Raw genomic sequence first — 23,705 nt, 5'->3', positions numbered from 1 at the left:
AACATACTCATGAGTGACGTAGGAATAAGTTTATCACTTTGTTCGCGGTGTATTGCATATTTTGTATTGTATGACAGCTAAGTGAGTTACAGAGGTTAATAGATTGCTGGCGACACTGGCTGTCGTGAATGTCGCAATTCGGGCGATTTTTTCATTGAGCGGTGATGGTGGTGCATTTTTTTGCTGTATAATTTTTTGAGCGACCCACTCGCTATCTATAAAAATTCTTGAGTATTTACTGCATGCTAACGATTATACAAAGCAATAAAGTCGATAAGCTATTTGACCATTTGTTAAACGCCTACAAAAATCCCAGTTATCAAGGCTCAATTTTTGAGCCATTTCAAGTGATTGTGCCATCTAAAGTCATGGGGGAGTGGTTAAAAAAACAAGTCGCAGATAAGGCAGGCATCAGTACCTTAGTAACCACCGAATTTTGGGGTCGCTATTTTTTGGGACTGATGCAGCGGGTTTTAAGAACCTATGCGCGCATCTCGGAAGACGACGATATATTAGACGTGCCAGAAGTGGCAATGCTGTCCAAAAACGTTATGCAGTGGCAAATCTTTGGCTACTTAACCCAGTACCGACAAGCCATTGTGGAGCAGCCGCAACATCCGCTTTATCCATTTTTATCGCCACTGGTTGAAGACAAAGAAGCGGATAGCCCAAATACAACTGGTTTTGCACCTGATACGCCAACCACCATTGACAGTTTGAGCTGGGCGAATAACCAATCGCTACTGTCTAATGAGGTGATTAGCCAATCTGCTGAGTTGCAAACCCAAGATCAACGCATCTGGCAGCTAGCCAGTGATATGGCAAATATGCTCAATCGCTATATGACCTATCGTCCGCAGTGGCTCAGTAATTGGGGGCAAGACAAGCCTGTCGCGGTGAGTGACATGATTGCCAAAAAAGATGCGCTGTATAATCGCTTAAACGGGCGGGAGGCGTCCAATGCCATTGACACACCAGACTGGCTCGTTGAGCACTACGAACAGCTAGAAGCCGCGCAGCGATTTTTATGGCGACAACTGTTTGATGATGACTACCAGTTTCGCGAGCAGTTGCATCAGCAGTTTTGGCAAGCATTAAATCATTCAGAGACCCGTATCCGCAACATCAGTCGTAGCAAATTACCAAAACACGTATTTTTATTTACTTTGCAGCAGTTACCGCCGACAGAGTTACTGGACTTACAACGCTTAGGGGTGCTCACCGACGTCACGATTTTACACTTTAACCCGTCAGAGCAATTTTGGGCAGATATCGTCGATAAAAATTGGCTCATGCAGATGCAAATGGAAGACGATGCCAGCAAGCATGACGCTTGGTATCTAAAAGATTATGGTCATACCTTGTTGTCACGGTTTGGCAAACAATCGCGTGAAGTGTTTGCCATGCTGGCAAGCTTATCGGGTAATGAATATGAACATGTGCTATGGCAAGATGATTTTGATAACACGCCGCCCAATACGTTACTTGAATTTATCCAACATGACATCTTAATGCTAGAAGAAGTCGCAACCACCGCCAAAATCAATGACATGCTTAAACTGGTGAAAGGCGAGGAAACAAAAGCAGCAAAAGCAGCGAGTGAAGATAGCCGCCAAAACCTCGTGCAGCAAACCCAGCTTTTACAGCAGCAGCTTGCCAATATTCAAAGTAATGGGCTGAAAGATATTGAATCCACGCTTGGTCTATACAAAGCCATCAAACACAAACTCAAGCAAGAATCCAACAAGCAACTTGAAAACGTGGAAAAATGGCGACCCAAACCACTTGATACCAGTATTGCCATTCATGTCTGTCATAGCATGGTGCGCCAGCTTGAAGTGCTACGCAGTATGATTATCGGGTGGCTAAATTATAGCGATATGCAAGCCACACCCGCGCAGATTCCCACCGATCCTTGGGATAGACGAGCGTTATCAGATATTTTGGTATTATTGCCCGACATCGAAACCCACCAAAACATCATCGAAGCCACATTCCCCAAACATGTGGGCGGTGACGGCTATCAGTTGCCAGCCAAAGTGACAGGCGTGGTGGCAAAAGATATCAACCTGCTTTGGCAAGCGATTACAGGGTACTACACGCTGCTCAATCGGGCAGGCGCTCGGTTTCAGCGTAGCGAAGTATTTGATTGGTTGATGCTAGCGCCGCTATATGAAAGCTTTGGGCTGAATTTGGAGCAGATGACCCGTGCTTGTGATTTGCTGACTCAGGCAGGATTTATTCGCGGGTTTGACGAGCGGCATTTGCAGCAAACCTTAAGTGCCGCCGATGATGACTATCGATACACCTTTGCTTATGCGCTTGAGCGCTTGGTCGCTGGCGTGATGATGCCCAAAGCCACGGTGGTCAGTTTTGGGGAGTATACCAATAGCTTTGGCGTGGTGGAGAAATTTGTACCACTGACAAACTTAACCATGGCAGATGCCGACATCGTCGCTGTGCTGTGTGATATTTATCAAACGTTGGATGACAATCGTCACCTAGGTAATGACGTCAAAACCCTGCCTGACTGGCTAACCCAAATAGAAAAACTCATTCAACAAAAATTTAGCCTATTTAATCAAACCAATGCGTGGCGCGCCATTTTTGCCGCACAAAATGACCTAAAAGAAAATATCGAAGCCAATAGCAAATACCTCGCTACGGTAACAAGCAAAACCGCAAAAACTCCCAACCCGCCTACCGAGCCAGTGCAGCAAATTGACACCGAGAATTTGCCACTTAAACTCACTTTTGTACTTGAAAACATCGCCCAATCGATTATCAATCAGCAAGTAAGTGCCGAGCCGTCAGGCGTGATTACTTTTGCCCGTATCGGTTCAGTGCGTAGCCTGCCGTATAAATTGGTGGTGATGCTGAATTTAAATTTATCTGAGTTTCCAAAACAAGAGCAGCAAAACCGTTATAATTTGATGCAGGCAGGATTGCCCATTCGCGGTGACAGATTTCGAGAAGATGACGATTTAGGCGCGTTTTTGGACGCGTTGCTGTGTGCCAAGCAAGCGTGCTGGATATTTTATAATGGTAAAAGTACCACAGATACCCACGAGCATTTACCTGCCAGTCCGGTACAGGAATTACTCGACTTTTTGCAAAACCGAATGGCGAGTGATGACGCTATTGTTGACCCCAATAACGACTCAAATAGCCTAAGCGATAACTTTCAAAATTCCCAATTAGCCAACTTTGAACAATGGGTGAAAGCGTATTTGGTTACCCATCATGCCGCCTTGCCATTTGATAAAAGTTACTTTGAATTGCCGCAAACTGAGCATAACAGCGAGCATAAAGATAAAGGTATTCAAAGCCATGAGCAAATTAATGACGAGGGGGTATCCGCTGATTTAGTAAAAACCACAGCCAGCTTAAACCAGCAAATCAAGCTGTCAAAAACTGCCCTGTACCCACCTGCCAAAATTTGGCACAATCTTTATACAGCGCTGCAAGATAAAAACGCTACGTCCACTCAGCCAATCGTGCAAGTCTGGGATATAAAGCAACTAACTGACTGGCTATCGCAGTGGCAACAACTAAAACAGCGTTTGTCCAACCTACCTGAACAGTCGCAGCAGCATTATGTCAATTTAAGCAAAATCGTTGGCAACTTAGCCGATCCTGCCAAAGCCTTTATAAAGGCACAAAACATTGCTATCCCTGCCCAAGGTGATAATTATAGTGGTGGCAATGATAGAAATGACAATGATAACGAGTTTGAATCGTTAACCTTGGATGCGTTAGATGGCTGGTTGTTGCGTAAATCTTTGTTAGATGCTTTTTTTGCACAAGCCCTGTCCGATAAGGGCGACAATACCCATAATACTCATAACAACGAGAAGAAACTGGCAGAAAATGCGCAAACATCAGTTGCTCAAGAATCGATGGCTCAACAATCAATCAACATCGCTATCAATGAGTTATTACCAGCCGGGGTGAACCGCTACCAATCGTTGCAGCAAAATCAGCAACAACTCAAAAAAGATTTGCAGGACTTTGTTCATCACTTAAAAACCATCAGCCAACAGCTCGATGCTACTGAGACAAAGTTGTTAGGGAATTTCTATTCAGACAAATTTGGGGCGTTAAATGAACAAAACACCGATGAGGTCGTCCACTGGGTGGCAACGGCGTTAACCCCCTGTGAAGAGCAGCGAATCGCCATTAGCGCCTTGGCGCTGGATAAACAAGCAGGACTGATGGACAGTAAAGAAAGCTGGGTCATCACTGCCAACTTGCCATTATATAAACCGTATCAATCAATTGAAGATCAGGTTGCAGCAGCTGCCAATCCCAGCTATTGGTTAAATTATTTGCCAACCTCTGGCAAAGAAAAATACCTGTTGCAATTTTGGCTGCATCATTTATGTTGGCAAGTGCTTCGCCGCACCACGGCTGAACAAGCACAGCTGAATGATGGCTTTTCGCTGTGGCAGTTTAGCAATAAAAAAACTGTATATTTACCTGCCATCCCTTGTGAGCAAGCCTGTGGTTATTTGCAGGACATTGTGATGGTGTATCAACTCATTGATAGCGTCGTAACCATTGTACCGCCTGCTTTTTGCCTGTCATTTTTACAAAAACAACAAAAACAGCCAGAGGCACCAGCCAGCCAGCATTTAGGTGATTGGCTAAAAGATAGTAGTTTTAATTTTGTGGATGTGAACCAGTTTGACTATCCGATTTGGCAGCATTTAATTGGTGATTATAAACCATCGGTGGTTATTGGGTTTGCACAGACATTGGGCGCGCTAATTTATGAGCCTATGTTATCTATGCTCAAAGAATTGCACCAACTTATTGAAGCATGACACGCATTTTTATTAAAGAAATCTTATGAAACACGATATTCATACCCCAAGCATAAAAGTAAGTAGTGAAACAAATATCGAGGCGAGCATCGAAACAAACACTCAAACAAACATCGAAGAAGCAAGTATCAAAGAAGACGCTGAATCTTTACCGCATTTGCCGCCCGCCGTCACGTTGCCATTGACTGGGCGCCATTTGATTGAAGCCTCAGCAGGCACAGGCAAAACATGGACGCTGACGGGCGTGATGTTGCGACTAATCGTGCAAGCGGGGCAGCCGTGTGAAAAAATTATCGCCACGACCTTTACGCGAAGTGCCGCCGCCGAAATGCGCCAGCGGATTCGTGAGCGTTTGCAAGATTTTTATCAATTGTTGCAAATGATTAACCATTCTACATTTACACCGTTAAACGACAGTGAGTTGGATAGCAGGAAAGCTATCGCTGTGCAAAAATATGAACATTTTATTGCGCAGGTACAAGCGCTTGCGGCACAAAAAAATTTACTGGGTAAGTACCAAGACCCTATCAATAAACACTTAATCGAGTGGGTCGCCAAACAAGTCTTTGGTTTGCCGGTAGATGTAACTGCTGCAGCAAGCCCAAAAGCAAGCCCGAAAAAAAGCATCAGCACCCCAAAGCCAACCGCCGACGATAGTGAAAACAGCACCCATAAACCTGCCAAAAATATCGTCAATTTTCGTATCGCACTGCAGCGCACCACATTGGCGCTCAACCAGCTTGATCGCTTATTTGTTAGCACCCTCGATAGTTTGTGTCAAAAGTGGCTAAGAGAATACAGTAGCGAAACGGGGTTTTCTGCAGAGGTGCAAATTAGTAATGATGTCAGCGGCATCATCAAGGGTATGATTCACGACCAAATTAGGGCATTTATGGCGCAGGTCAATGCCAATATGCCTGAATTGTATCCGATGATGTTTGACAATAACGTGTTTTTACCGGTTGATGACTACTACGAGGCGGTCAATCGCGCGCTGAATTTTTATACCGCTGACATTGATACGGTAACATTGACAACGTTTGATACCACGGCCATCAAAGCACTGATGCAGTCGATTGCAGATGATAATGATAGTGAGTTTGAGGCCTATTTTGATAGTGACTTTCGCAAAGCCCAAGGGTTTAGTGCTGGCAATAAACTTCATAAACACTTTAACGAAATTAAAAATCTGCAAAATTTACTCAGCACGGATGACATTACCAATGTTTTTGCTATGTACAAAGTTGGCAATGTAGTGAAGGTGCTAGAAGGCATTGAAGATTTATACGTCAATAATAAAGGCTTTAATGGCAAAAAAGAACAGCAAAGCGCCACATTCAAATCCTTTGATATCGTGGACAACATTTGGCAGCTTATCCAACAAACGCAAGCCTTGCAAGACTACTTTAAACAAGTAAATTTTTACTTTACCCAGTTTATCAGCCGTTATGTGCGTACCCACCTACCAAAACGACTAGAATCACAGCGGCTAACTACCTTTGCCTTACAATTGGCGCGGTTAAACGATGCGTTATCGGGCAAAAAAGGTCAGTCGTTAGCGCGTTATATTCGCCATCAGTATCCCATCGCCTTAATTGATGAATCGCAGGATATCAACACCGAACAAGCGTTACTGATTCAAAGGGTTTATTTACAAGACTTTGAGCCAGAGACAGCAGATAAAGCAGAAAAATCAAATGGAAAAAAATATCACACCCCATCGCAGTTTTTGCTGTTGGTAGGCGATCCCAAACAGGCAATTTATGGATTTCGTGGCGGGGACGTCCAAAACTACACCACGCTAAAAAAATTATTTCCAGAACAACCCAAGTCACTGAACCAAAACCATCGCTCATCAGCCGCACTGATTGATAGCCTCAATCACTGGTATGGCGTTGGCGAGCAGGATATTGACCCAAATCAATCTGACCAGCTGCCTAATGTTAACCAACAGCCGTATTTTATGGGGCATGAAATTTATTATCGCAAAATCTCTGCTACACGCCAAACCGCAGAGCTGGTTGTCGGTAATGCGGCGGAAAATGAAGCTGTCAGCTTACCTGCGTTCAATCATATTGCTATCGAATATAAAGCGCCCTATAGTCAGCAAGTGATAGCAGTAGGAGAGAATGACGTCACATCAAATGATACTAATTCCTCGAATGACATCATCTCATCAAGTGATGAAAGAACGGTGGATTATGCCGATGCGATTGCCGCGCAGATTTTTGAGTTATTTGATGATGGCAAACCATTAAGCTACCAAACTCGTGGCTTGACGCTGAGCGATATTTGTGTGTTGGCAGTCAAAAACAGTGAGCTTCATACCATCGAGAAACGCTTGCATCATCATGGGATTGCGACGGTCAGAGGCGGTAGTCAAAGTGTCTTTGGCGATAGCATGAGTATAGATTTAATGACCTTGCAAAGCGTGCTGTTGACGCCATTTAGCGAATCAAAATTAAAATCCTTGATGTTGTCTAGTTTTTTTCAGCTGACCCTTGAACAAATCAACCAGTTGTATGATGCGCTTAATCAAACTAACACCCAAGCGGCGCAAGGACAAGCTCATCCTCATCCTCATCAAGCGGCAATACACACCAGTCTGGCTGAGATTCAGCAGTTGGTATTGACCGCCAGCGAATTGTGGCAAAAACACAGTTTTTTGGTGGCTATAGAGTGGCTGCTCAATCAGCCGCTTACTTTACCCAGCCAAATCACACTCAATTTTTGGCAGCGCCTCGCCAAACATCCAAATGGCGAGCGATTGCTCATCGATCTGCGCCAGTTGTTAGATATTATCAGCGACCAGTTCAATGGACAGGTAGGCGAGCATCAACTGTTTGAGTGGTTCTGCGCCCAAGTGCAACAGCAGCCTAAAGAAGATTGGTCAACGCAGCAGCGCTTGCCATCTGATGAAGGCGTGCAACTGATGACGGTTCACGCGTCTAAAGGCTTGGAGTTTCCGATAGTATTTGTGGTTGGGTTTACCGGGGAGAGTAAAGCCAAGTTTTATGGTGCGCCGTTATATCTGTATGGTGTACAAGCCACCCATCAAGCAGCGCCCCAATTCACTCAAAAATTGACGCAAAACAATGATAACCCGCTATTAAACCGCCGATTGACCGCGTTACCCAGCCAAATAGCCGATAACAATCCAATCAATTCAATCAATTATGTCGCCATTGAAGACCAATCTGCCTACGAGGAACGATTGCGATTATTGTACGTTGCCCTTACCCGCGCAAAAGAACAAGTGTATCTAGTGACCGTCGCCAAAAAATCTGCGGTGAAAAATTCTGCTTTGGCGCCTTTCATGGACGATTTAGCAAAATTTGCTGTCAAAGAAACATTGACTGAAACGACAAATATCATAAATTCAAATAGCCTAAGCAAATACTATGACTCAAAGCTAAAGTTCACACCCAAAACAAATAGGCAAAATGAGCAAAACGCTACAGTCGCTAAGACAGTCGCTAAGATTGATTACGATGAAATCATCAAAGTCATCACCATCGACACTTTTAAAGGATGGGCGAATACCAGTTTCACCGCATTGTCTCGTTATATCGACCATACCAGCGTTGACACAGTGGTTAATGCAGAAGATAGGCAAGATGATGATATTTTGTCAGCGGCGCAAATCCATTTATTGCCTATCCCCAATAACGGGCCAGCGGGGGAGTCGAGTAACGAGGTTAATTCCATTAGATTTAACTTTGAAAAAGGCACAAACCCGGGAACTTTTTTACATAGTGTTTTAGAAGATATCGCCAATAATTACAATGAAACCCCTGAGTTGGCGGTGCCACAGCAAGATGCCAGATCAGACAAGTTAAAACGCTGGTCCGTCATGGTGGATCGCACGTTAAGACGCTACCAAATGCCGAGCAATTATTTTTCTACAAAAGAGAGTAGTGCAGGACAGTATGGCAACTGGCATGATATCAACATCGACCATTTGCAGCCAGATTATGTCGCGTTGGTGGATTGGCTAGATGACATCATCCATACGCCGTTAGCGGCTTCGGCAGTGCCGCTGGTCAATATAAAATATAACCAAAAAGTTGCTGAATTAGGGTTTAATCTACGCTTAAATCAGCATTTGTCATTTAGCGACTTAAACACGTTGTTTCACCAATTTGATATCCCACTGCAATTGCAAAGCCAAGAAGTCAACACCATGGTTTGGCAGTATCTCAAAGGGGAGATTGACTTGGTGTATCAGCACGGCACACAGTTTTTTATCGTCGATTATAAAAGCAATTATCTTGGTAGTGATTTCGACAGTTACAACCAAACGGCATTATATGACGCGATGACCACGCATAGTTATTGGTTGCAAGCGAGCATTTACCAAGTGGCGCTGCATCGCTATTTAAAGTTACGACTACCCAATTATGATATCAATACCCATTTGGGTGCGGTCGAATATGCCTTTTTACGCGGTATGTCACCCAAACATGACACCCGGGGGAAACTAGTCAAGCAGTTTGATAGTGACTTTATCTTGGCACTGGATGATATGTTCGGCTATCCCAATGACAATTAAAATTTAACAATTACGCATAAAGAATTTATCATGAAAACAAACACGACTGAGCCAACCGCTGCACTTGAAGAAACCGCTAAATTAACCCAATTAGCCAATTTTATTCAATACCGCAAGCAGCAAAAATCACAGCTAACTAATATAGACACCAATAAAAATAGCCTAAGCAAAAATAATCAAAAAAATAGCAAAAAAACAAAAGAAAAACCAAAAGAAAAACCAAAAATCTTGCAAATTTTTGACCAAATCAATGAACAACTGTCAGAAGGTCATACTGTTTATGAAATGACAGTCAACAATGAAGATGAAAAATCACTCATTGCAGAGTTGACGGACAATAACTGGGTAAGCGTAATAGGGGCGAAGGATGATGAGTTATACAACCATGATACCAATACACCTATTATTCTTCAAAAGCTCGCCCAAGCAGTTGATGGAGTTGGTGAAACGCAAGTTAGCTACATTGTTTGGCTACATCGGCAATGGTATGCAGAACAATCGTTAGCCAAACAGTTGATGAAAATTGCCCATAGAAAAGTGGCGGCGTTTAGTGGTATATCATCATCACAGGAAATCGATAACGGTTTGGCGCCCAATGCGATGCAGCAACTCGCCATCGAAAAATCAGGCCAACACGCACTTAGTATCATTATCGGTGGACCTGGCACGGGCAAAACTTTTACCGTGGCGAAGCTGGTAACCACGCTGCAAAAGGAGCACGAGCATAAAAGAAAACAGGACCCTAATTTACCACCTTTATCTATCACCTTGACTGCACCTACAGGGAAGGCAGCGCAGCGTATGCAAGAGTCATTACGAATAAGCTTGCAAAAAAGCCTGCAAAATGAAGAAATCACTTTGGACAATGCAAAAACCTTACATCGACTGTTGGGTATTGGTAGTGATGGCACACCACGCTATCACGCCAAAAATCCGTTACCCGATGATTTGATTATTGTAGATGAAGCGTCCATGCTAGGGCTTGAGCTTGCCAGTCAGTTGGTTGATGCTATCAAACCCACGGGTCGGCTGATTTTGTTGGGTGATGCAAACCAGCTGGCGGCAGTAGACGCGGGGTCGGTTCTATCAGATTTGTGTGCGGTGACGCTTTTGCAGCCTTATATCACTGAGTTGACCGAGTCAAAACGCTTTGATTCAAATTCAGTTGTCGGTCAGTTCGCTCTCGCTATTCAGCAAAATTTGCCTGCACCTAAAAAAATAAAGTTAATCCAGCAATTATTACAACCCATTGATTTGCAAGCAATTAAGCCGTCTCAAAGTGAAAATCCATCAGACTTGGCTGATAAAACACAGCAAACAAAGCAGCAAATAGCCAATATTCCTTTTTACCCAATTGATGCGTCTTCGAGTTTGCCTGCTGTTTTTAACCAATTAGCGAAACCTTACCATCCATTTTTTGCGCTTATGCAGCAATGGTACAGCAAGCCCGTCAATATTTTTGAAGCGAATAATCGAAAAGGGTTATTTGAGATATTTGATAGTTACCGCATTCTGTGTGCAGGTCATCAAGGACAATTGGGCACCCAATCAATCAACCAAAAGATGAGCTTAGCTTTTACCGAGTTTTCTAAAATCACTCGAACCAAAGCTTACTTTTATCACGGTTTACCGATTATCATCCAAAACAATGATTATCAGTTGGGGTTATTCAATGGTGATATTGCGATTTGTTTGTTGTACCAAGGGCAGTTATACGCATGTTTTGCAGAAAAAGTGATACCCATTCAGCGATTAAGCCGTGAAAGTTGCGACTATGCGTATGCGATGACCATTCATAAGTCACAAGGCTCAGAATTTCATACGGTCGCCATTTGTATTGATAAAGCGCATACAAGGCTACTAAGCCAAGCGCTGATTTATACAGCGGTGACGCGCAGTAAATCAGCCTTATCCATATATAGCGCTAAAGAGAATTTTGAGTTAGCGGTGACGCAAAAAGCCGTTCGACAAACTGGCTTACAGCTACAATTTGATCATCTCAACAACATGCCATAAAAGATAGTCACAAAAATAGACATCATAAAAAGATATATTCTAAAAAATATGCCATAAAAAAAGGTATCTAGCGATACCTTTTTATTTATGACAAGTAGTTTTACACATTTTTTAACGCATAAATCCCTGGCATATGGCGTAGATACCCGTGATAGTCCATACCACAGCCATACACATAGCGATCCGCAACATCGAGACCCACAAAATCGACTTTAAACTCTTGTACTTTTCGGTCATGCAGTTTATTGAGTAGCACACAAGTGCGGATAGATTTTGGATTTTCTTTTGCCAGCTCGTCCACCACCGCTTTTAGGGTAATGCCTTCATCAAAAATATCATCAATCAATAAAATATCTTCACCTGCCAAATCAATTTCAGGTTTGAATTTCCATTCAAGTTCATTGGTGCCTTGGTTGTTGCGATAGCGGGTAGCATGTATATAGTACATACGATGGTAGAAGGTAAACTGGGTAAGCAGTTGACCTGCTGGAATCAACCCGCCATTCATCACCACCATCACAATGGGATTTTGACCTGCATAATGCAGGTTGACACTGGCTGCCAAACGCTCGTAAGCACTACTCACTTCAAAGCTACTGATGAGACATTCAGAATTGCGTAGCGCTTCTTCGATTTGCTGATTGCTAAGTTGATTCATGGTGGACCTATTAATTTAAAAAAATAAGTGGGCTATTGTAACGCAGTTTTATCCAATTGAATAATAACGGTTAGCAATACCTAATTGTTAAATATTAACGCTTGGTAATGTTTGGTAAAACGCTCAAGCGATTCTTGCGGCATTTGTGGGATTAAACGGCGTAGGGCAATGTCAATTACTTTGACGATGATGCCGTCGGTCACTGGAATTGCCGCGCGTTTGAGCATATTTAAATTGAGCGTTTTGGTGAAATCGACCAAAAAATGCTGCAAACAGGCTTTGGTTAGCTCGCTAAATAACCGAATTAAATTTTGCTGCTCTTCAAGCCCTTTACCTGCTTGGACGTTTTCTATGGTAGCCAGTAAGTTCTTTGCTAGCTCATCACTCAGTGGCACTGAGATACGACGTTCACCGGATTGGGTGTTTTTTAACACTTTTTGGTCAAAAAAATCAAAGCTAGGTAACACATCTTCATTTTTTGTAGGGCTTAATAGTGTGTTAATCAGTTTATCGCTAGTCGCTTCAATGGTTTCTGCGGTTTTAATCAAATGCGCTTTTCGTTCTGAATCATCCGGTAGCGATTCGATTAATTTAATCAGTAGCGCATCCATCAGCTCTTTACTGGTCAAGTGGGTGATTTTATCGCGATAAACGTCATAACGTTCGCTACTTTTGCTAGCAATCAGCTCATACGCCTCATCAATGGTAGCGCTCAATTCTGCGGAAGGGGTAAACCCAAAATAATAGCTCATAATATTTTTTCGTTATCCAATGATGTCTTCAGGGTAATCAAGCACTACCCAGCCATTTTCTATCCAATCACAAATTATATCAGTTTTAACATGGGCTGCTTGCAAAATTTGCTCATCGACGGATTCGCCATTGGCGAGCCGAATGAGGAGTGATTGCGCGTTAGCGGGCATATCTTCCGAGTCAATAGCACAGCCATTGACATAAATTTTTGCTTGAGTTTTTGAATCCGCCTGGTTTCGGGTAAAGATAATACGGCTAGACATGTCTTGCATGATGACCGCACCCGCTGCCAAGGCGCTTTGTAGCTCATCAATATCGGCATACTCATCAGAGAGCATCAGCTCATATTGACGCTTGCTTACCGTTTCGCTAATCGCTTGAGTGATTATTTCATCGCCAAGTTCAGAGTTTAGCAGCGCAATAAGCTGCGCTTTGATATCTTGAACGCTGGCTATCGACAGCTCGCCTGCAACTGCCATTGGTTGGTTGATTTTGAGGGGAATGGCTAAATCATCAAAATGGGTAGCGACATCCGCCAAACTATCGAGCAGTTGTAATGGGGTAGGTCGCCTAAAACCAAAGGAAAAAGTCAAACAATCCTCAGCGGCCACCCCGTAATGGGAAAGATTGGTCGGGACATACAGCACATCGCCTGGCTCAAGCACCTCATCGAATATCAGCTCGCCCATCTCATTCATCAAACGAATCGGTTGACCTGCTTCAAATTGGGTGGTTTGGTCGCAATATTTGCCTAATTGCCAATGGCGTCTGCCGTACCCTTGTGCCAAAAAGACATCATAATTGTCATAATGCTTGCCAACGCTGCCACCTGAGGGGGCATACGACACCATGATATCATCACGTTGCCACTGCGGAATAAAATCAAACGCATGCCATAGATTGCCAAGCGCTGGCGACCATTGTTCCATATTTTGCACCAGCACCGTCCAATGTTTTGGCAGTTTCTGAAAATCTTTGGCGGTAAGAGGGCCGGTTTTAAGTGACCATTGCTGGTTATTTTCGCTGATGAGTCGGGCAGTGGCGTCCTCATCTTGCGCAAGCCCGATGATATCGTCTGGCTCAAACATACCAACCAATTGCGGCAAGCCCTGTTTGATTAGCAGTGGTTTTTTTTGCCAATACTCGCTCAAAAATTGTTCGGGGCTGATATCGCTAGGCAAACAAAAGTGTTGGGTCATATTTTTTCGTTCAGTGGGGATATGTAACGCGCATTATAGCAAAGGCAGTCTATCAAAACCCTATAATAAAATTTTTTTCACCAAAGTGTAAAAAAAGCGTAAAAATATGAAACATATTGAACTGGAAAGTTTCATATTTTTTGTTGTATTGGTTATAACGCTCGTATATAGTCAATACTCACAAGGAAGTACTCACAGGAAAGTTAGACGAGCAATATTTAATTGACTCGTTGGTTAACCACAACAAAGGAATGTTCTATGACAGCTATTTTAAATCAACACGAAAACTACCTACAAGCCGACCAAGCTTATGGTTTTCCCTTGCTTATCAAAAATTTATTGTCTCGCGCCAAAGTGGTCTCTGGCGACAAAAAAATCCATTATGCCGACAAAACCAGTTACACCTATCATGAGTTTTTCAAACGTGTCAATCGCTTAGCCAATGTATTAAAAGGCTTAAACCTACAAAAAGGCGATGTGGTTGCGGTCATGGATTGGGATACACACCGTTATTTGGAGTGTTATTTTGCCATCCCGATGTGTGGCTATATCTTGCAAACCGTCAATGTGCGTTTGTCAGAAGACAAAGTGCTATATACCATCAATCATGCCAAACCAAAAGCGCTACTGTTAAATTCAGAATTTTCACCGATGATCAAAAGCCACACCCAAGATGCGCCATCGGTCGAGCATGTGATTTGGTTGGATGATAACAACATGCCAATGCCCCCATACGCCCAAGGCGAATATGAGGCCATGCTAGCACAAGCCAGCGATGAGTACGAGTTTGAAGATTTTGATGAAAACACCATTGCCACAACTTTCTATACCAGCGGTACAACCGGCAATCCCAAAGGCGTATTTTTTAGCCATCGTCAAATCGTCATGCATAGTCTCGTAGTTGCCGTTGCCAATGCACTTAATATCGAAGGTCAAGGGCTGCGCTACTCAGATGTCTATATGCCAATGACGCCTATGTTCCATGTCCATGCTTGGGGGTTTCCTTTTGTCGCAACCATGCTAGGGCTGGAGCAAATCTATCCGGGTCGCTATGTGCCTTCCACCATGGTTGACTTGGTAAAAAAACACAATGTCACCACCACCCATGGCGTACCAACGATTTTGCAAATGCTACTGGGTGAAATCAACAGCCGCCAAGAAAAATTCAACGGCTTAAAAATGGTCATCGGTGGCTCTAAACTTAATCAAGGGCTTGCCAAAATGGCGGTAGCCAGCGGCATCGAAGTTTGTACGGGCTATGGCATGTCAGAGACTTGTCCTATTATCAGCATTGTCAACTTTGATGAAACATTCCAACACATGAGCGAAGAACAACAAATTGAGCATCGCTGCTTGTCTGGCTCGCCGGTGCCATTGGTCGATTTGCAAATCTGGCACAATGGCAAACGTATGCCAAACGATGGCACATCTACAGGCGAAATCGTGGTGCGTTCACCTTGGCTGACGCAGAGTTACTACAAAAATCAGGACGCAGGCAACGAGCTGTGGGAGGGCGGTTATCTACACACCCAAGACATCGGTTGGATGGACGCAAAAGGCAATGTCAAAATCACCGACCGGCTAAAAGATGTCATCAAATCGGGCGGCGAATGGATCTCTTCACTTGAAGTAGAAACCATCATGTCATTACACCCAAGCGTTGCCGACATTGCTGTGATTGCCATTCCTGATGCGCGCTGGGGTGAGCGACCGATGGCATTGATTGTGCTCAAACCCGATCATCAAGACACCAAAGCCGAGGACATCATCGCGATTGCGCAACAAGCGTATGAGCGCGGTCATTTGCCAAAATACGGTATTCCTCAGGATGTGAAATTTATCACGGAATTGCCAAAAACCAGCGTGGGTAAAATTGATAAAAAAGTCATCCGCGACCAATATGCCCAAGGGTTATTTGCTTAGACTGTTACTTAATCACGATAAAGTAAAAAAGAAAGTAAAAAAGGTAGAATTTTTTCTACCTTTTTTATCACCCAAGCAATCAAATAATCAAGCAATCCATCAAACCAGTAACCGTTGATTTACTTTTGCCATCGGTAACGGGTAATGTCGGGCTTTGGCAATATCGCGTGCGACTATATTGACTTCATTGACATCAATTTTGTGCCAGTTGGGACGTTTGCAAGCAGATTTTTCTATTAAATTGGCATCAACTAGCGCATCCATGACTTTATCCGCCACATCTAGGGTAGAATTGGCTTTCACATTCTCTGCCACCGCATAACGCAGCTTGGCAAACACCTGCAAATCTGCGACACGCACAGTAATATCATCACTCGGTACTTGCTGCCCACCATATAACGCATTATCTCCCGCTTGTGCAGTTCGAAAACTTGGCACAAATTCACTGACATAATCTATGGCGTTTTGGGTGCGCTGTTTTAGGGCGTTTGGTTCCCAGCCGTTTTCAATATAACTTAGGTATTGTGGATTAATGGGCGGTTGGCTGCTTTCTTGTGTGGCTTTTGTCAACCCATCATTAAATAAAGTGATGTTTTCAGTCATGCCATGTAGCTGAAAAAACCCATCAGGATAAGGGGTAAACTGCGCCATGCCATTGGGCGTGCCACGCTCACCATGAAAAATAATCTCAGGCAAACGCCCTTTATAATCACGCCATTCACTAATATAAGAAGCTTTAAATTCAACCATGCGCTTGATATGCACGCCTGCTTTATCATCAATAATACCGGTTCTAAACCCGCAAGCATTGACCACAAAATCCGCATAGATACGCTGAAGCTCACCATTTTCATCGGTAAAAGACACTTGCCAGCCATCCTTATGACGTTTTAAATCATCAACTTGGGCATTTAGATGGACTTGAGCGCGTTCTAAGTGCTGCAATTGTAAAAAAGCACTGGCAGAGAGCCTAAAAATATTCCAGCCAAATTCTTGCACCGCAATGATGGGGTATTGCAGTTTTTCCAAATCTATCACTTTAAGAGCCGCGACGACCCACTCATCCGTGGTGCTCGGAATGTCTTTAGCTGCTAATTGAATTAGCTGTTGAATTTGCTGCTTGTCATATACTCGGTAATAATCTTGAACTTTGCCCAACACTTGGTTGCTAGGGTCAGTATCAACCAATGACTGATAGTAAGCCGTTAACATATCAAGACGTGGCAGTAAGTCAGTGGCGGTATTGTTATCGCGTTTTGGCACCGTGATGAGGGTAGGGCGCACATCAATACTTTCTGGATATAATTTGGCAATATCAATACATTGGCGCATCAACATGCGGCAATCTTCATCACTGATTTCGCGGTACAAATTGCCACCTGCATGCAGATGACACATAGGCGGGGCGTTGATAAGGCTGGCATTTTTTTCAATCAAATGCACATGGATGCCCGCCATCGCTAGCCGTATAGCAATCGTAGAACCTGCTGAACCACCGCCAATAACTGCTACAGTCGGTGATTGCGTACTTGAATTAACGTACATAATTTTGCCCTTATGCGTTGCCCAAAGTAAAGAAATAAATTGTAGCGGAAAATAATCTAGTTACTGTGACATTTATGCAGTAATTGTCGCTTTTGTTGTTAATGAATTTTACCCAATAGTATATATTAAAATAAATAGTATTTTTTATACTTTTTAGTATAAAAATATATTGAAAATTCTAATATTATCAGTTAAAGTTAATTTAGCTTAAAAAGCTAAGCTGTATTTTATCCAACAATCATAATTAAATAAGCATAATTAAATAAGGAAAATAAATATGTTAAAACAAGCCTTCTTAGCAGCGGCGATTTCTACCACGTTATTAGCCGGTTGTGCAACGACGCCAACTCATACCGCTCATGCACCGATGCACGCGGCTAACATTGTTGAGGTAGCAAAATCAAATCCAGATTTCTCAATATTAGTTGAAGCGGTGGTAGCCGCAGGTCTAGCCGACACTGTCGCGACCACTAAAAACATTACCGTATTTGCGCCGACCAACGCTGCCTTTGCTAATCTACTTGCTGAGCTCGGTATGAACAAAGCGCAATTGTTTGCAAACAAACCGTTATTGCAATCTGTGTTAACTTATCATGTGCTGCCAGCCACGGTGATGGCAAAAGATATCAAGCCAGGTATGGTTAAAACCTTACAAGGTCAAAACATCATGGTGACTTCAAATGGTAAATTACAAGATGCCAATGGCCGTGTTGCCAACATTGTCACCACAGATATCAAAGCCAGCAATGGTGTGGTACATGTGATTGACCGTGTCATATTGCCAAAAAGATAAGTTATCATAGATAAAGTTATTGGCCATAAATTGTTGTCTTTAAGCATAATTATCTTTAGCTATAGTAGCCAACAATTTATTGGTCTGATGGCATAGCGGTGATATGAGTCATCGCTATTTTTTTTAACTTTCAAAAATCGTTATAGAGCGGGTAAAACTATGAAGCGGATTGCCATATTTGGTGCTTCTGGCGCGATTGGAAAGGCATTTTGTGATTGTTTGGCTATCGCCTATCCAAATGCCACCATTTATGCCATTGCTAGAAAACCCATTGCATTTAGCCAACCCCATATTGTCTCTCATCAGCTTGATTTTGATGATGAACTGGCTATCGCCGCGCTTATCAAAGCGATAAGTAGCACCCAAGCGTTGGACAGTGTTATTGTGACGATTGGGTTATTACATGACTCTAAAATCGAGGCTCAATCCATCGCGCCTGAAAAATCGCTGCGTGATATCACAGCCGATCAGCTGCATCAATATTTCCACATCAATGCGGTATTACCGATGATGATTGCCAAATACGCCTTGCCCGCCTTAAACAAATCCTCCCAGTCGCTATTTGCCGTATTGTCGGCACGGGTAGGGAGCATTTCGGATAATCGCTTGGGCGGGTGGTATGGCTATCGGATGGCAAAAGCAAGTTTACATATGGGCATTAAAAATTTAAGCATCGAACTGCAACGAAAAAACCCCAACGCGATTATCGTTGCTTTGCACCCCGGCACGGTAGACAGTGAGTTATCCAAACCATTTCAAAAAAATGTGGCAGAAGGTAAATTATTTACCGCAGCGTTCTCAGCGCAAAGTTTACTTAAGGTTTTGCATCAGCTCACGCCTAAAGACTCGGGCAAAATTTGGGCTTGGGATGGTAAAGAAATTCTGCCTTAAAGCCGCCTTAAAATTGTGCCTTAACCTTGTATTAGGGTTGTAGCCGTGTACCTAGCTTAAGGCTAATCCATCAACCAGTTTTTGTAGATGACGCCCACAATCACGCAAGTTAATCCTGTAACCAAGCCGCCCCAAATAAAATCAACCAGTGCCGCAGTTTTATCATAACCTTTAAGTAATGCTAAGCTTGTAAAATCATAAGTCCCATATGCCATCAGCCCAATGACCACCCCATATCCTGCCAATACCGCCAATGACGCGTGAGCTTTTAACTGCGGGTAGATGACCACCACGCAAAGCGCAAAAACATAAAATAGATAAAACACGCCTGCTGCCGTCATATTGGGTGATTCACTGAGTAGATGTCCAATGCGCGGTGCATAAAAGCGTTGGGTCATGGTTTTAAGCCATACGGCATCAATACCCAAAAATACCATGACGGCGATCAGATATACCCACAGATAGTTTAATGGTGCCATTGCTAAATCCTTGTGTCCTGTTATTAATTGTCATGAACCTTTGGCCGCGCAAATTGGGTTAACGGTAATGGGCTTTTTCAAGGCGTACTTGCACCACGCCAATGGTTTTTTCCAAAAATCCGGCTTCACAGTACGCAAAATAAAAATGCCATAAACGTATAAACGCATCGTCATATCCGAGTGCCTTGAGCTGCGGTAGCGCCTGCATAAAATTATAGCGCCAATCAATCAAGGTACGGGCATAGTCATAGCCATAATCAACCAATGACATTACTTGCATATCGGTATGGTCACGCGCTTGGCTGAGAATTTCACTGTTAGACAATAAACACCCGCCTGGGAAAACATGGGTTTGGATAAAATCCACACCATGCAAATATTTTTGATAACCTCGGTCATTGAAGGTAATCGCTTGTAATACCATCAGCCCATTATCTTTGAGCAGTCGATTACACTGGGCAAAAAAATCTGGCAGATATTCATGACCGACCGCTTCAATCATCTCAATACTGACCAGCTTGTCATACTTGCCGGTAAGCTCACGATAGTCTTGTTTTAGCAGGGTGATTTTGTCGGTTAGATTGGCAGCTGCAATTCGCCGTTTTGCTTCTTCATACTGCGCGTCTGAGATAGTTGTGGTGGTGACACGGCAGCCATATTGGGTCGCGGCATAAATAGCAAATCCACCCCAGCCCGTGCCGATTTCAATGACATGGTCGTCAGCTGTTAACTCAGCTAATTCACAAATTTTTGCCAACTTGTGGGTTTGTGCTGCCGACAAGCTTGATAAGGGTGTCGGATAAATTGCCGATGAATACATCATGCGCTCATCCAAAAATAATGCATACATCGCATTGCCAATATCATAATGGGCTAAAATATTGGATTTGGCGTTGTTTTTATCATTATGCCGATTGCGGTGTTGGCGGTGTTCCCAGCGTTTGGTCACATTGGCAAATTTGGCTTCGATGGTATTGATGAGGGTCAAATTGCGTGCAATCAAGCGTAAAAATGCTGTTAAATCATCGGCTTGCCACAAACCATCAATATAATCATCAGCAAAAGCAATCGAACCGCCTGTTAATAGGTGTTGATACACTTGCGGTGAATGGATGGTGAGTGTCACTGTCAAAGGATGATTGCCAATTTGTTCCCCTAGCGTTCGTTGTGTATCGGTACTCGCTATCTTAGTCGCTACATTGTCAGACTGATGAAAAGTTTCAATCACGGTTAGATGACCCTGTTTGAGCTTTGATAGCAATAAAAATATTATTTGCCGCGCTGCTTTTGCCGCACTTTGTTGAACGGGCGTGAGCAGATGATCAACAATTGGATAGGGTAGGAAATCGGTAAACGAGCGCCGCTTGGCTAAATCGGATTGACGGCGTTTCACCAAGGTCTCCTTACCATTTGATGGGTGATTTAACGAGTGAGAGGTTGCAGTGTTTTTAGCCTCTAAAGAAGACGGTGTCATAGTCAGTTCCCATAAAAAATTTCAGTAAATTATTAGGGTAAACGTTGGTTATAAGCTTGATAAGGTACACGTTTTAGCACGTATAATTTAAAAGCCTGCCAGTAAATTCGCAGTAGTGATGTGGCACTCATCCAGGGTCGGCGCTTAATTGCCGTTATCACCGAAGCCTCATCTAATTGAACGCCTTTAAGACTCACGCCTGCATTAAACACTTTACCGCGGCTATCTGTCAGCCCAATATCAATCACAACATCAAAGCCATTTTGCTCGGGATTGTCATTTGCCGATGCATAGCGTTTAGGGTCAATCTCAACACGCCAATGATATTGCTGATTGATGGGATTAAAAGGCGATACATGAAAACCTTTGTCATGTTGGTACAAGGTCTTTTCACCTGTGAGTAAAAAACCATAATAATGGCGTTTGTTCCAAGGGGTGTTAGAGACCTCTGCCAAAAAATGGCTTGGCTGATGGTTCTCATCAAAGCCAATATAAAAATTAACCGGGCTAAAATACCAACCCATATTTCGCAACACGACCAAAGCCACCACCTCGCCAGTCGGCTGACTGCCAGTCAATTGCTGCCAAGTTTGTTGGGCTTTGACCAATAAACTAGCCGATGGCGTAGGTTGTCCTACTGATGCGGTTAGACGGTTGTCCAAAGAGGGGTCTAACCGATTGATAGCAAAATAATCTGCTTGATGGAATTGATAAAGCGCCCAATGGTGTTGTGATAGCAGAGGGATCTTCAATGATTGTTGCAGCGATTTTTTCAGCCATTGGGGCAACCATGTTGGCACATGACTAGCGACCATATTGACCTTAGGTAATGGATTGTCCGCTAGCTGGGTTAAATTAACTGCCCAAAACCGATAGGGGTAATGAAATACATGACGGGTAGGGATTTGTCTGGCATGCCAAGTCACACCTTGCAGGATTTGATGGGCAAATGTCATGATGATTTACCTTTGAGGGGTTTTGCATAAACCATCATGCGCTAGGTTTTGGCAAAACGCATGGTTGGTCGTGGCGGTTACTTGCCGTCGTTGCAGCACCAAGAGTTTTTTGTCAGCGTGGCTCGGTAACTTTGATACAGTAAATTTTGCTGACGGTTTGCTGGGCTTAGACAGCCGTTTGATTTGTGCAGCGGTTGTGGCAGCTGTGGTATTGGCAGTAACCAAAATGTCGATATCCAACCCCAAACTTTGGCATACCCGCAAACCACTTTTTACTCCATCTTCATGAAACCCATTAAACCAATAAGCACCACAAAAATGGGTATGCCGCTTCGCTGAAATTTCATGCCAGCGTTTTTGGGCATCGGTCATTTTGTTGTCATATACAGGGTGGCGATAATCCACACGTTTGATGACATGTGCCTCATTAATCGGTGTGTTAAGCGTCACCAAATAGTTATGTTTTGCCGTCAATCGCTCAAGGATATTCATGTGATACGTCAATATAGGTTTTTGGTCAGCCACGCGCGCGGAGGGTTTATCAATCGCGTAATTCCAACTTGCCCAAGCCAGCGGTTTTTTGGGTAGAACTTGGGTGTCAGTATGCAAAACCGCTTCGTTATCTGTATACTCAAAAGACCCTAAAATAGCCGATTCTGTCTCAGTGATATCAGCTAGTAGATGTCTTGCCACATCGGCATGGCAAGCAAATACAACGTCATCAAACACTTGGGCTTGACGCTTACCTTGATGAATAAATTCAATGCTAACGCCATCCTTGCCACGCGTGACTGATTGCACTGGGGTATTGATATACAGGGTTGTACCTGCTGCAGCGAGCCGAGTGATTAAGGCATTGACGTATTGCTTCGAGCCGCCCACCAAGGTAAACCACTGCGGGCGATTGACCATATCTAACAGCCCATGATTATCAAAAAACTGGGCAAAAAAGAGTAGGGGAAAACGCTTGGCGTCATCCATTCCCATCGACCATATCGCAGATACCATCGGCACCAAGTAGTTGGTTTTAAACAACTCGCCATAGTCATGACTGTCTAAATAATCCCCGAGTGTTTGCTGGCTTAAAGCTGCTTGCTGCATTTTATCGGCTTGGCGAAAATTTGCTAATAGTGATTTGGTCTCGCGATTAAAGCGTAAAATCTGCTGAACAAATTGCCAAAATCTGGGGCTTAGCACATGGCGGCGCTGAGAAAACAGACTGTTTAACGTGTGACCATTGTATTCAAAATCAATATAAGTATTTTTAACCGAAAAACTCATCTCAGCTTTTTGAAACGGCACATTGAGTTCATCAAGCAGGCGAATAAAATTGGGGTAAGTACGCTCATTAAATACAATAAACCCTGTATCGATGGCGACTTTTTCCGTTGATGATCTAAACGGATTTTTAAAAGCTGAACGCTCGGTAACAGTGACATCCAGCGTATTGACATGCCCGCCTAGATAATCATTGCTTTCAAACATCGTCACTGCATGACTGTCTTTGAGATAATACGCACAAGTTAGCCCTGATACACCACTGCCAATAATGGCAATCTTTGGTTTAGTAGGTTTGGCCACTACAGGCTTGAGTGCTGTGTGAGTAGAGTGCGGGGATTTTTTTGTAAACACTGCCATGT

Annotated in this window: 14 protein-coding genes; 6 read left to right on the top strand and 8 right to left on the bottom strand. The window is 43.4% G+C overall.

All coding sequences use genetic code 11. The annotated features are described in order from the left end of the window. Positions 1 to 242: 242 nt before the first annotated feature. Genes RT064_RS05420 through recD form a run of 3 tightly spaced genes read left to right on the top strand, consistent with a single transcriptional unit; the run spans position 243 to position 11,394 of the window. On the top strand, positions 243 to 4,826 hold the full coding sequence (locus tag RT064_RS05420) for an exodeoxyribonuclease V subunit gamma (protein WP_313062234.1): 4,584 nt from the start codon (positions 243 to 245) through the stop codon (positions 4,824 to 4,826). A 25-nt stretch (positions 4,827 to 4,851) separates the two neighbouring features. After that, the gene (locus tag RT064_RS05415; protein WP_313062231.1) at positions 4,852 to 9,378 is read left to right on the top strand and encodes a UvrD-helicase domain-containing protein; all 4,527 of its coding nucleotides are present in this window, start codon (positions 4,852 to 4,854) and stop codon (positions 9,376 to 9,378) included. Between the two features lie 30 nt (positions 9,379 to 9,408). Then, on the top strand, positions 9,409 to 11,394 hold the full coding sequence (gene recD, locus RT064_RS05410; RefSeq protein WP_313062229.1) for an exodeoxyribonuclease V subunit alpha: 1,986 nt from the start codon (positions 9,409 to 9,411) through the stop codon (positions 11,392 to 11,394). A 100-nt stretch (positions 11,395 to 11,494) separates the two neighbouring features. Here recD and RT064_RS05405 read toward each other — a convergent pair whose 3' ends face one another. From RT064_RS05405 to RT064_RS05395, 3 genes are all read right to left on the bottom strand, one after another. Then, the gene (locus tag RT064_RS05405) at positions 11,495 to 12,052 is read right to left on the bottom strand and encodes a hypoxanthine-guanine phosphoribosyltransferase (RefSeq protein WP_007115322.1); all 558 of its coding nucleotides are present in this window, start codon (positions 12,050 to 12,052) and stop codon (positions 11,495 to 11,497) included. A gap of 80 nt (positions 12,053 to 12,132) precedes the next feature. After that, complete coding sequence (locus tag RT064_RS05400) at positions 12,133 to 12,804, bottom strand: hypothetical protein (protein ID WP_313062227.1); 672 nt, start codon at positions 12,802 to 12,804, stop codon at positions 12,133 to 12,135. A 12-nt stretch (positions 12,805 to 12,816) separates the two neighbouring features. Beyond that, positions 12,817 to 14,004, bottom strand: a complete 1,188-nt coding sequence (locus tag RT064_RS05395; protein ID WP_313062224.1) for a JmjC domain-containing protein — start codon at positions 14,002 to 14,004, stop codon at positions 12,817 to 12,819. 258 nt (positions 14,005 to 14,262) lie between these two features. Between RT064_RS05395 and RT064_RS05390 the strand changes: the two genes are divergently transcribed. Beyond that, the gene (locus RT064_RS05390; RefSeq protein WP_313062222.1) at positions 14,263 to 15,927 is read left to right on the top strand and encodes a fatty acid--CoA ligase; all 1,665 of its coding nucleotides are present in this window, start codon (positions 14,263 to 14,265) and stop codon (positions 15,925 to 15,927) included. 99 nt (positions 15,928 to 16,026) lie between these two features. Here RT064_RS05390 and RT064_RS05385 read toward each other — a convergent pair whose 3' ends face one another. Then, positions 16,027 to 17,472: an FAD-dependent oxidoreductase gene (locus RT064_RS05385; RefSeq protein ID WP_313062220.1), complete on the bottom strand. Its 1,446-nt coding sequence runs from the start codon at positions 17,470 to 17,472 to the stop codon at positions 16,027 to 16,029. A gap of 277 nt (positions 17,473 to 17,749) precedes the next feature. Here RT064_RS05385 and RT064_RS05380 point away from each other — a divergent pair, with 277 nt between their 5' ends. Together RT064_RS05380 and RT064_RS05375 are read left to right on the top strand one after the other, a co-directional pair. Further along, positions 17,750 to 18,265, top strand: a complete 516-nt coding sequence (locus tag RT064_RS05380) for a fasciclin domain-containing protein (RefSeq protein WP_313062218.1) — start codon at positions 17,750 to 17,752, stop codon at positions 18,263 to 18,265. Positions 18,266 to 18,424: 159 nt separating this feature from the next. Next, the gene (locus RT064_RS05375) at positions 18,425 to 19,156 is read left to right on the top strand and encodes an SDR family NAD(P)-dependent oxidoreductase (protein WP_313062216.1); all 732 of its coding nucleotides are present in this window, start codon (positions 18,425 to 18,427) and stop codon (positions 19,154 to 19,156) included. Positions 19,157 to 19,218: 62 nt separating this feature from the next. Here RT064_RS05375 and RT064_RS05370 read toward each other — a convergent pair whose 3' ends face one another. From RT064_RS05370 to RT064_RS05355, 4 genes are read right to left on the bottom strand one after another with little or no spacing between them, the layout of a single operon-like run. Next, positions 19,219 to 19,635, bottom strand: a complete 417-nt coding sequence (locus RT064_RS05370; protein ID WP_060995743.1) for a DUF2177 family protein — start codon at positions 19,633 to 19,635, stop codon at positions 19,219 to 19,221. Between the two features lie 58 nt (positions 19,636 to 19,693). After that, positions 19,694 to 21,109 (bottom strand): class I SAM-dependent methyltransferase, encoded by a 1,416-nt coding sequence (locus RT064_RS05365; RefSeq protein ID WP_313062214.1) that lies wholly within the window; start codon positions 21,107 to 21,109, stop codon positions 19,694 to 19,696. A gap of 32 nt (positions 21,110 to 21,141) precedes the next feature. Beyond that, positions 21,142 to 22,065, bottom strand: coding sequence for a DUF1365 domain-containing protein (locus tag RT064_RS05360; RefSeq protein ID WP_313062212.1), 924 nt, complete (start codon positions 22,063 to 22,065; stop codon positions 21,142 to 21,144). A gap of 6 nt (positions 22,066 to 22,071) precedes the next feature. Further along, a complete protein-coding gene (locus RT064_RS05355) occupies positions 22,072 to 23,703 on the bottom strand; it encodes an NAD(P)/FAD-dependent oxidoreductase (protein ID WP_313062210.1) in 1,632 nt (543 codons plus the stop codon). Positions 23,704 to 23,705 lie beyond the last annotated feature (2 nt).

The sequence above is a fragment of the Moraxella sp. CTOTU49097 genome, from assembly GCF_032064105.1.
Classification (GTDB): domain Bacteria; phylum Pseudomonadota; class Gammaproteobacteria; order Pseudomonadales; family Moraxellaceae; genus Faucicola; species Faucicola osloensis_B.
Note: the sequence above shows the minus strand (reverse complement) of the source record. Positions and strands in the feature narration are given on the sequence as shown.

What these genes read in the sequence shown, in the direction of transcription:
- RT064_RS05420 (WP_313062234.1), top strand. Translation starts at nt 243, where the DNA reads ATGCTAACGATTATACAAAGCAATAAAGTCGATAAGCTATTTGACCAT.
- RT064_RS05415 (WP_313062231.1), top strand. Translation starts at nt 4,852, where the DNA reads ATGAAACACGATATTCATACCCCAAGCATAAAAGTAAGTAGTGAAACA.
- recD (WP_313062229.1), top strand. Translation starts at nt 9,409, where the DNA reads ATGAAAACAAACACGACTGAGCCAACCGCTGCACTTGAAGAAACCGCT.
- RT064_RS05405 (WP_007115322.1), bottom strand. Translation starts at nt 12,052, where the DNA reads ATGAATCAACTTAGCAATCAGCAAATCGAAGAAGCGCTACGCAATTCT.
- RT064_RS05400 (WP_313062227.1), bottom strand. Translation starts at nt 12,804, where the DNA reads ATGAGCTATTATTTTGGGTTTACCCCTTCCGCAGAATTGAGCGCTACC.
- RT064_RS05395 (WP_313062224.1), bottom strand. Translation starts at nt 14,004, where the DNA reads ATGACCCAACACTTTTGTTTGCCTAGCGATATCAGCCCCGAACAATTT.
- RT064_RS05390 (WP_313062222.1), top strand. Translation starts at nt 14,263, where the DNA reads ATGACAGCTATTTTAAATCAACACGAAAACTACCTACAAGCCGACCAA.
- RT064_RS05385 (WP_313062220.1), bottom strand. Translation starts at nt 17,472, where the DNA reads ATGTACGTTAATTCAAGTACGCAATCACCGACTGTAGCAGTTATTGGC.
- RT064_RS05380 (WP_313062218.1), top strand. Translation starts at nt 17,750, where the DNA reads ATGTTAAAACAAGCCTTCTTAGCAGCGGCGATTTCTACCACGTTATTA.
- RT064_RS05375 (WP_313062216.1), top strand. Translation starts at nt 18,425, where the DNA reads ATGAAGCGGATTGCCATATTTGGTGCTTCTGGCGCGATTGGAAAGGCA.
- RT064_RS05370 (WP_060995743.1), bottom strand. Translation starts at nt 19,635, where the DNA reads ATGGCACCATTAAACTATCTGTGGGTATATCTGATCGCCGTCATGGTA.
- RT064_RS05365 (WP_313062214.1), bottom strand. Translation starts at nt 21,109, where the DNA reads ATGACACCGTCTTCTTTAGAGGCTAAAAACACTGCAACCTCTCACTCG.
- RT064_RS05360 (WP_313062212.1), bottom strand. Translation starts at nt 22,065, where the DNA reads ATGACATTTGCCCATCAAATCCTGCAAGGTGTGACTTGGCATGCCAGA.
- RT064_RS05355 (WP_313062210.1), bottom strand. Translation starts at nt 23,703, where the DNA reads ATGGCAGTGTTTACAAAAAAATCCCCGCACTCTACTCACACAGCACTC.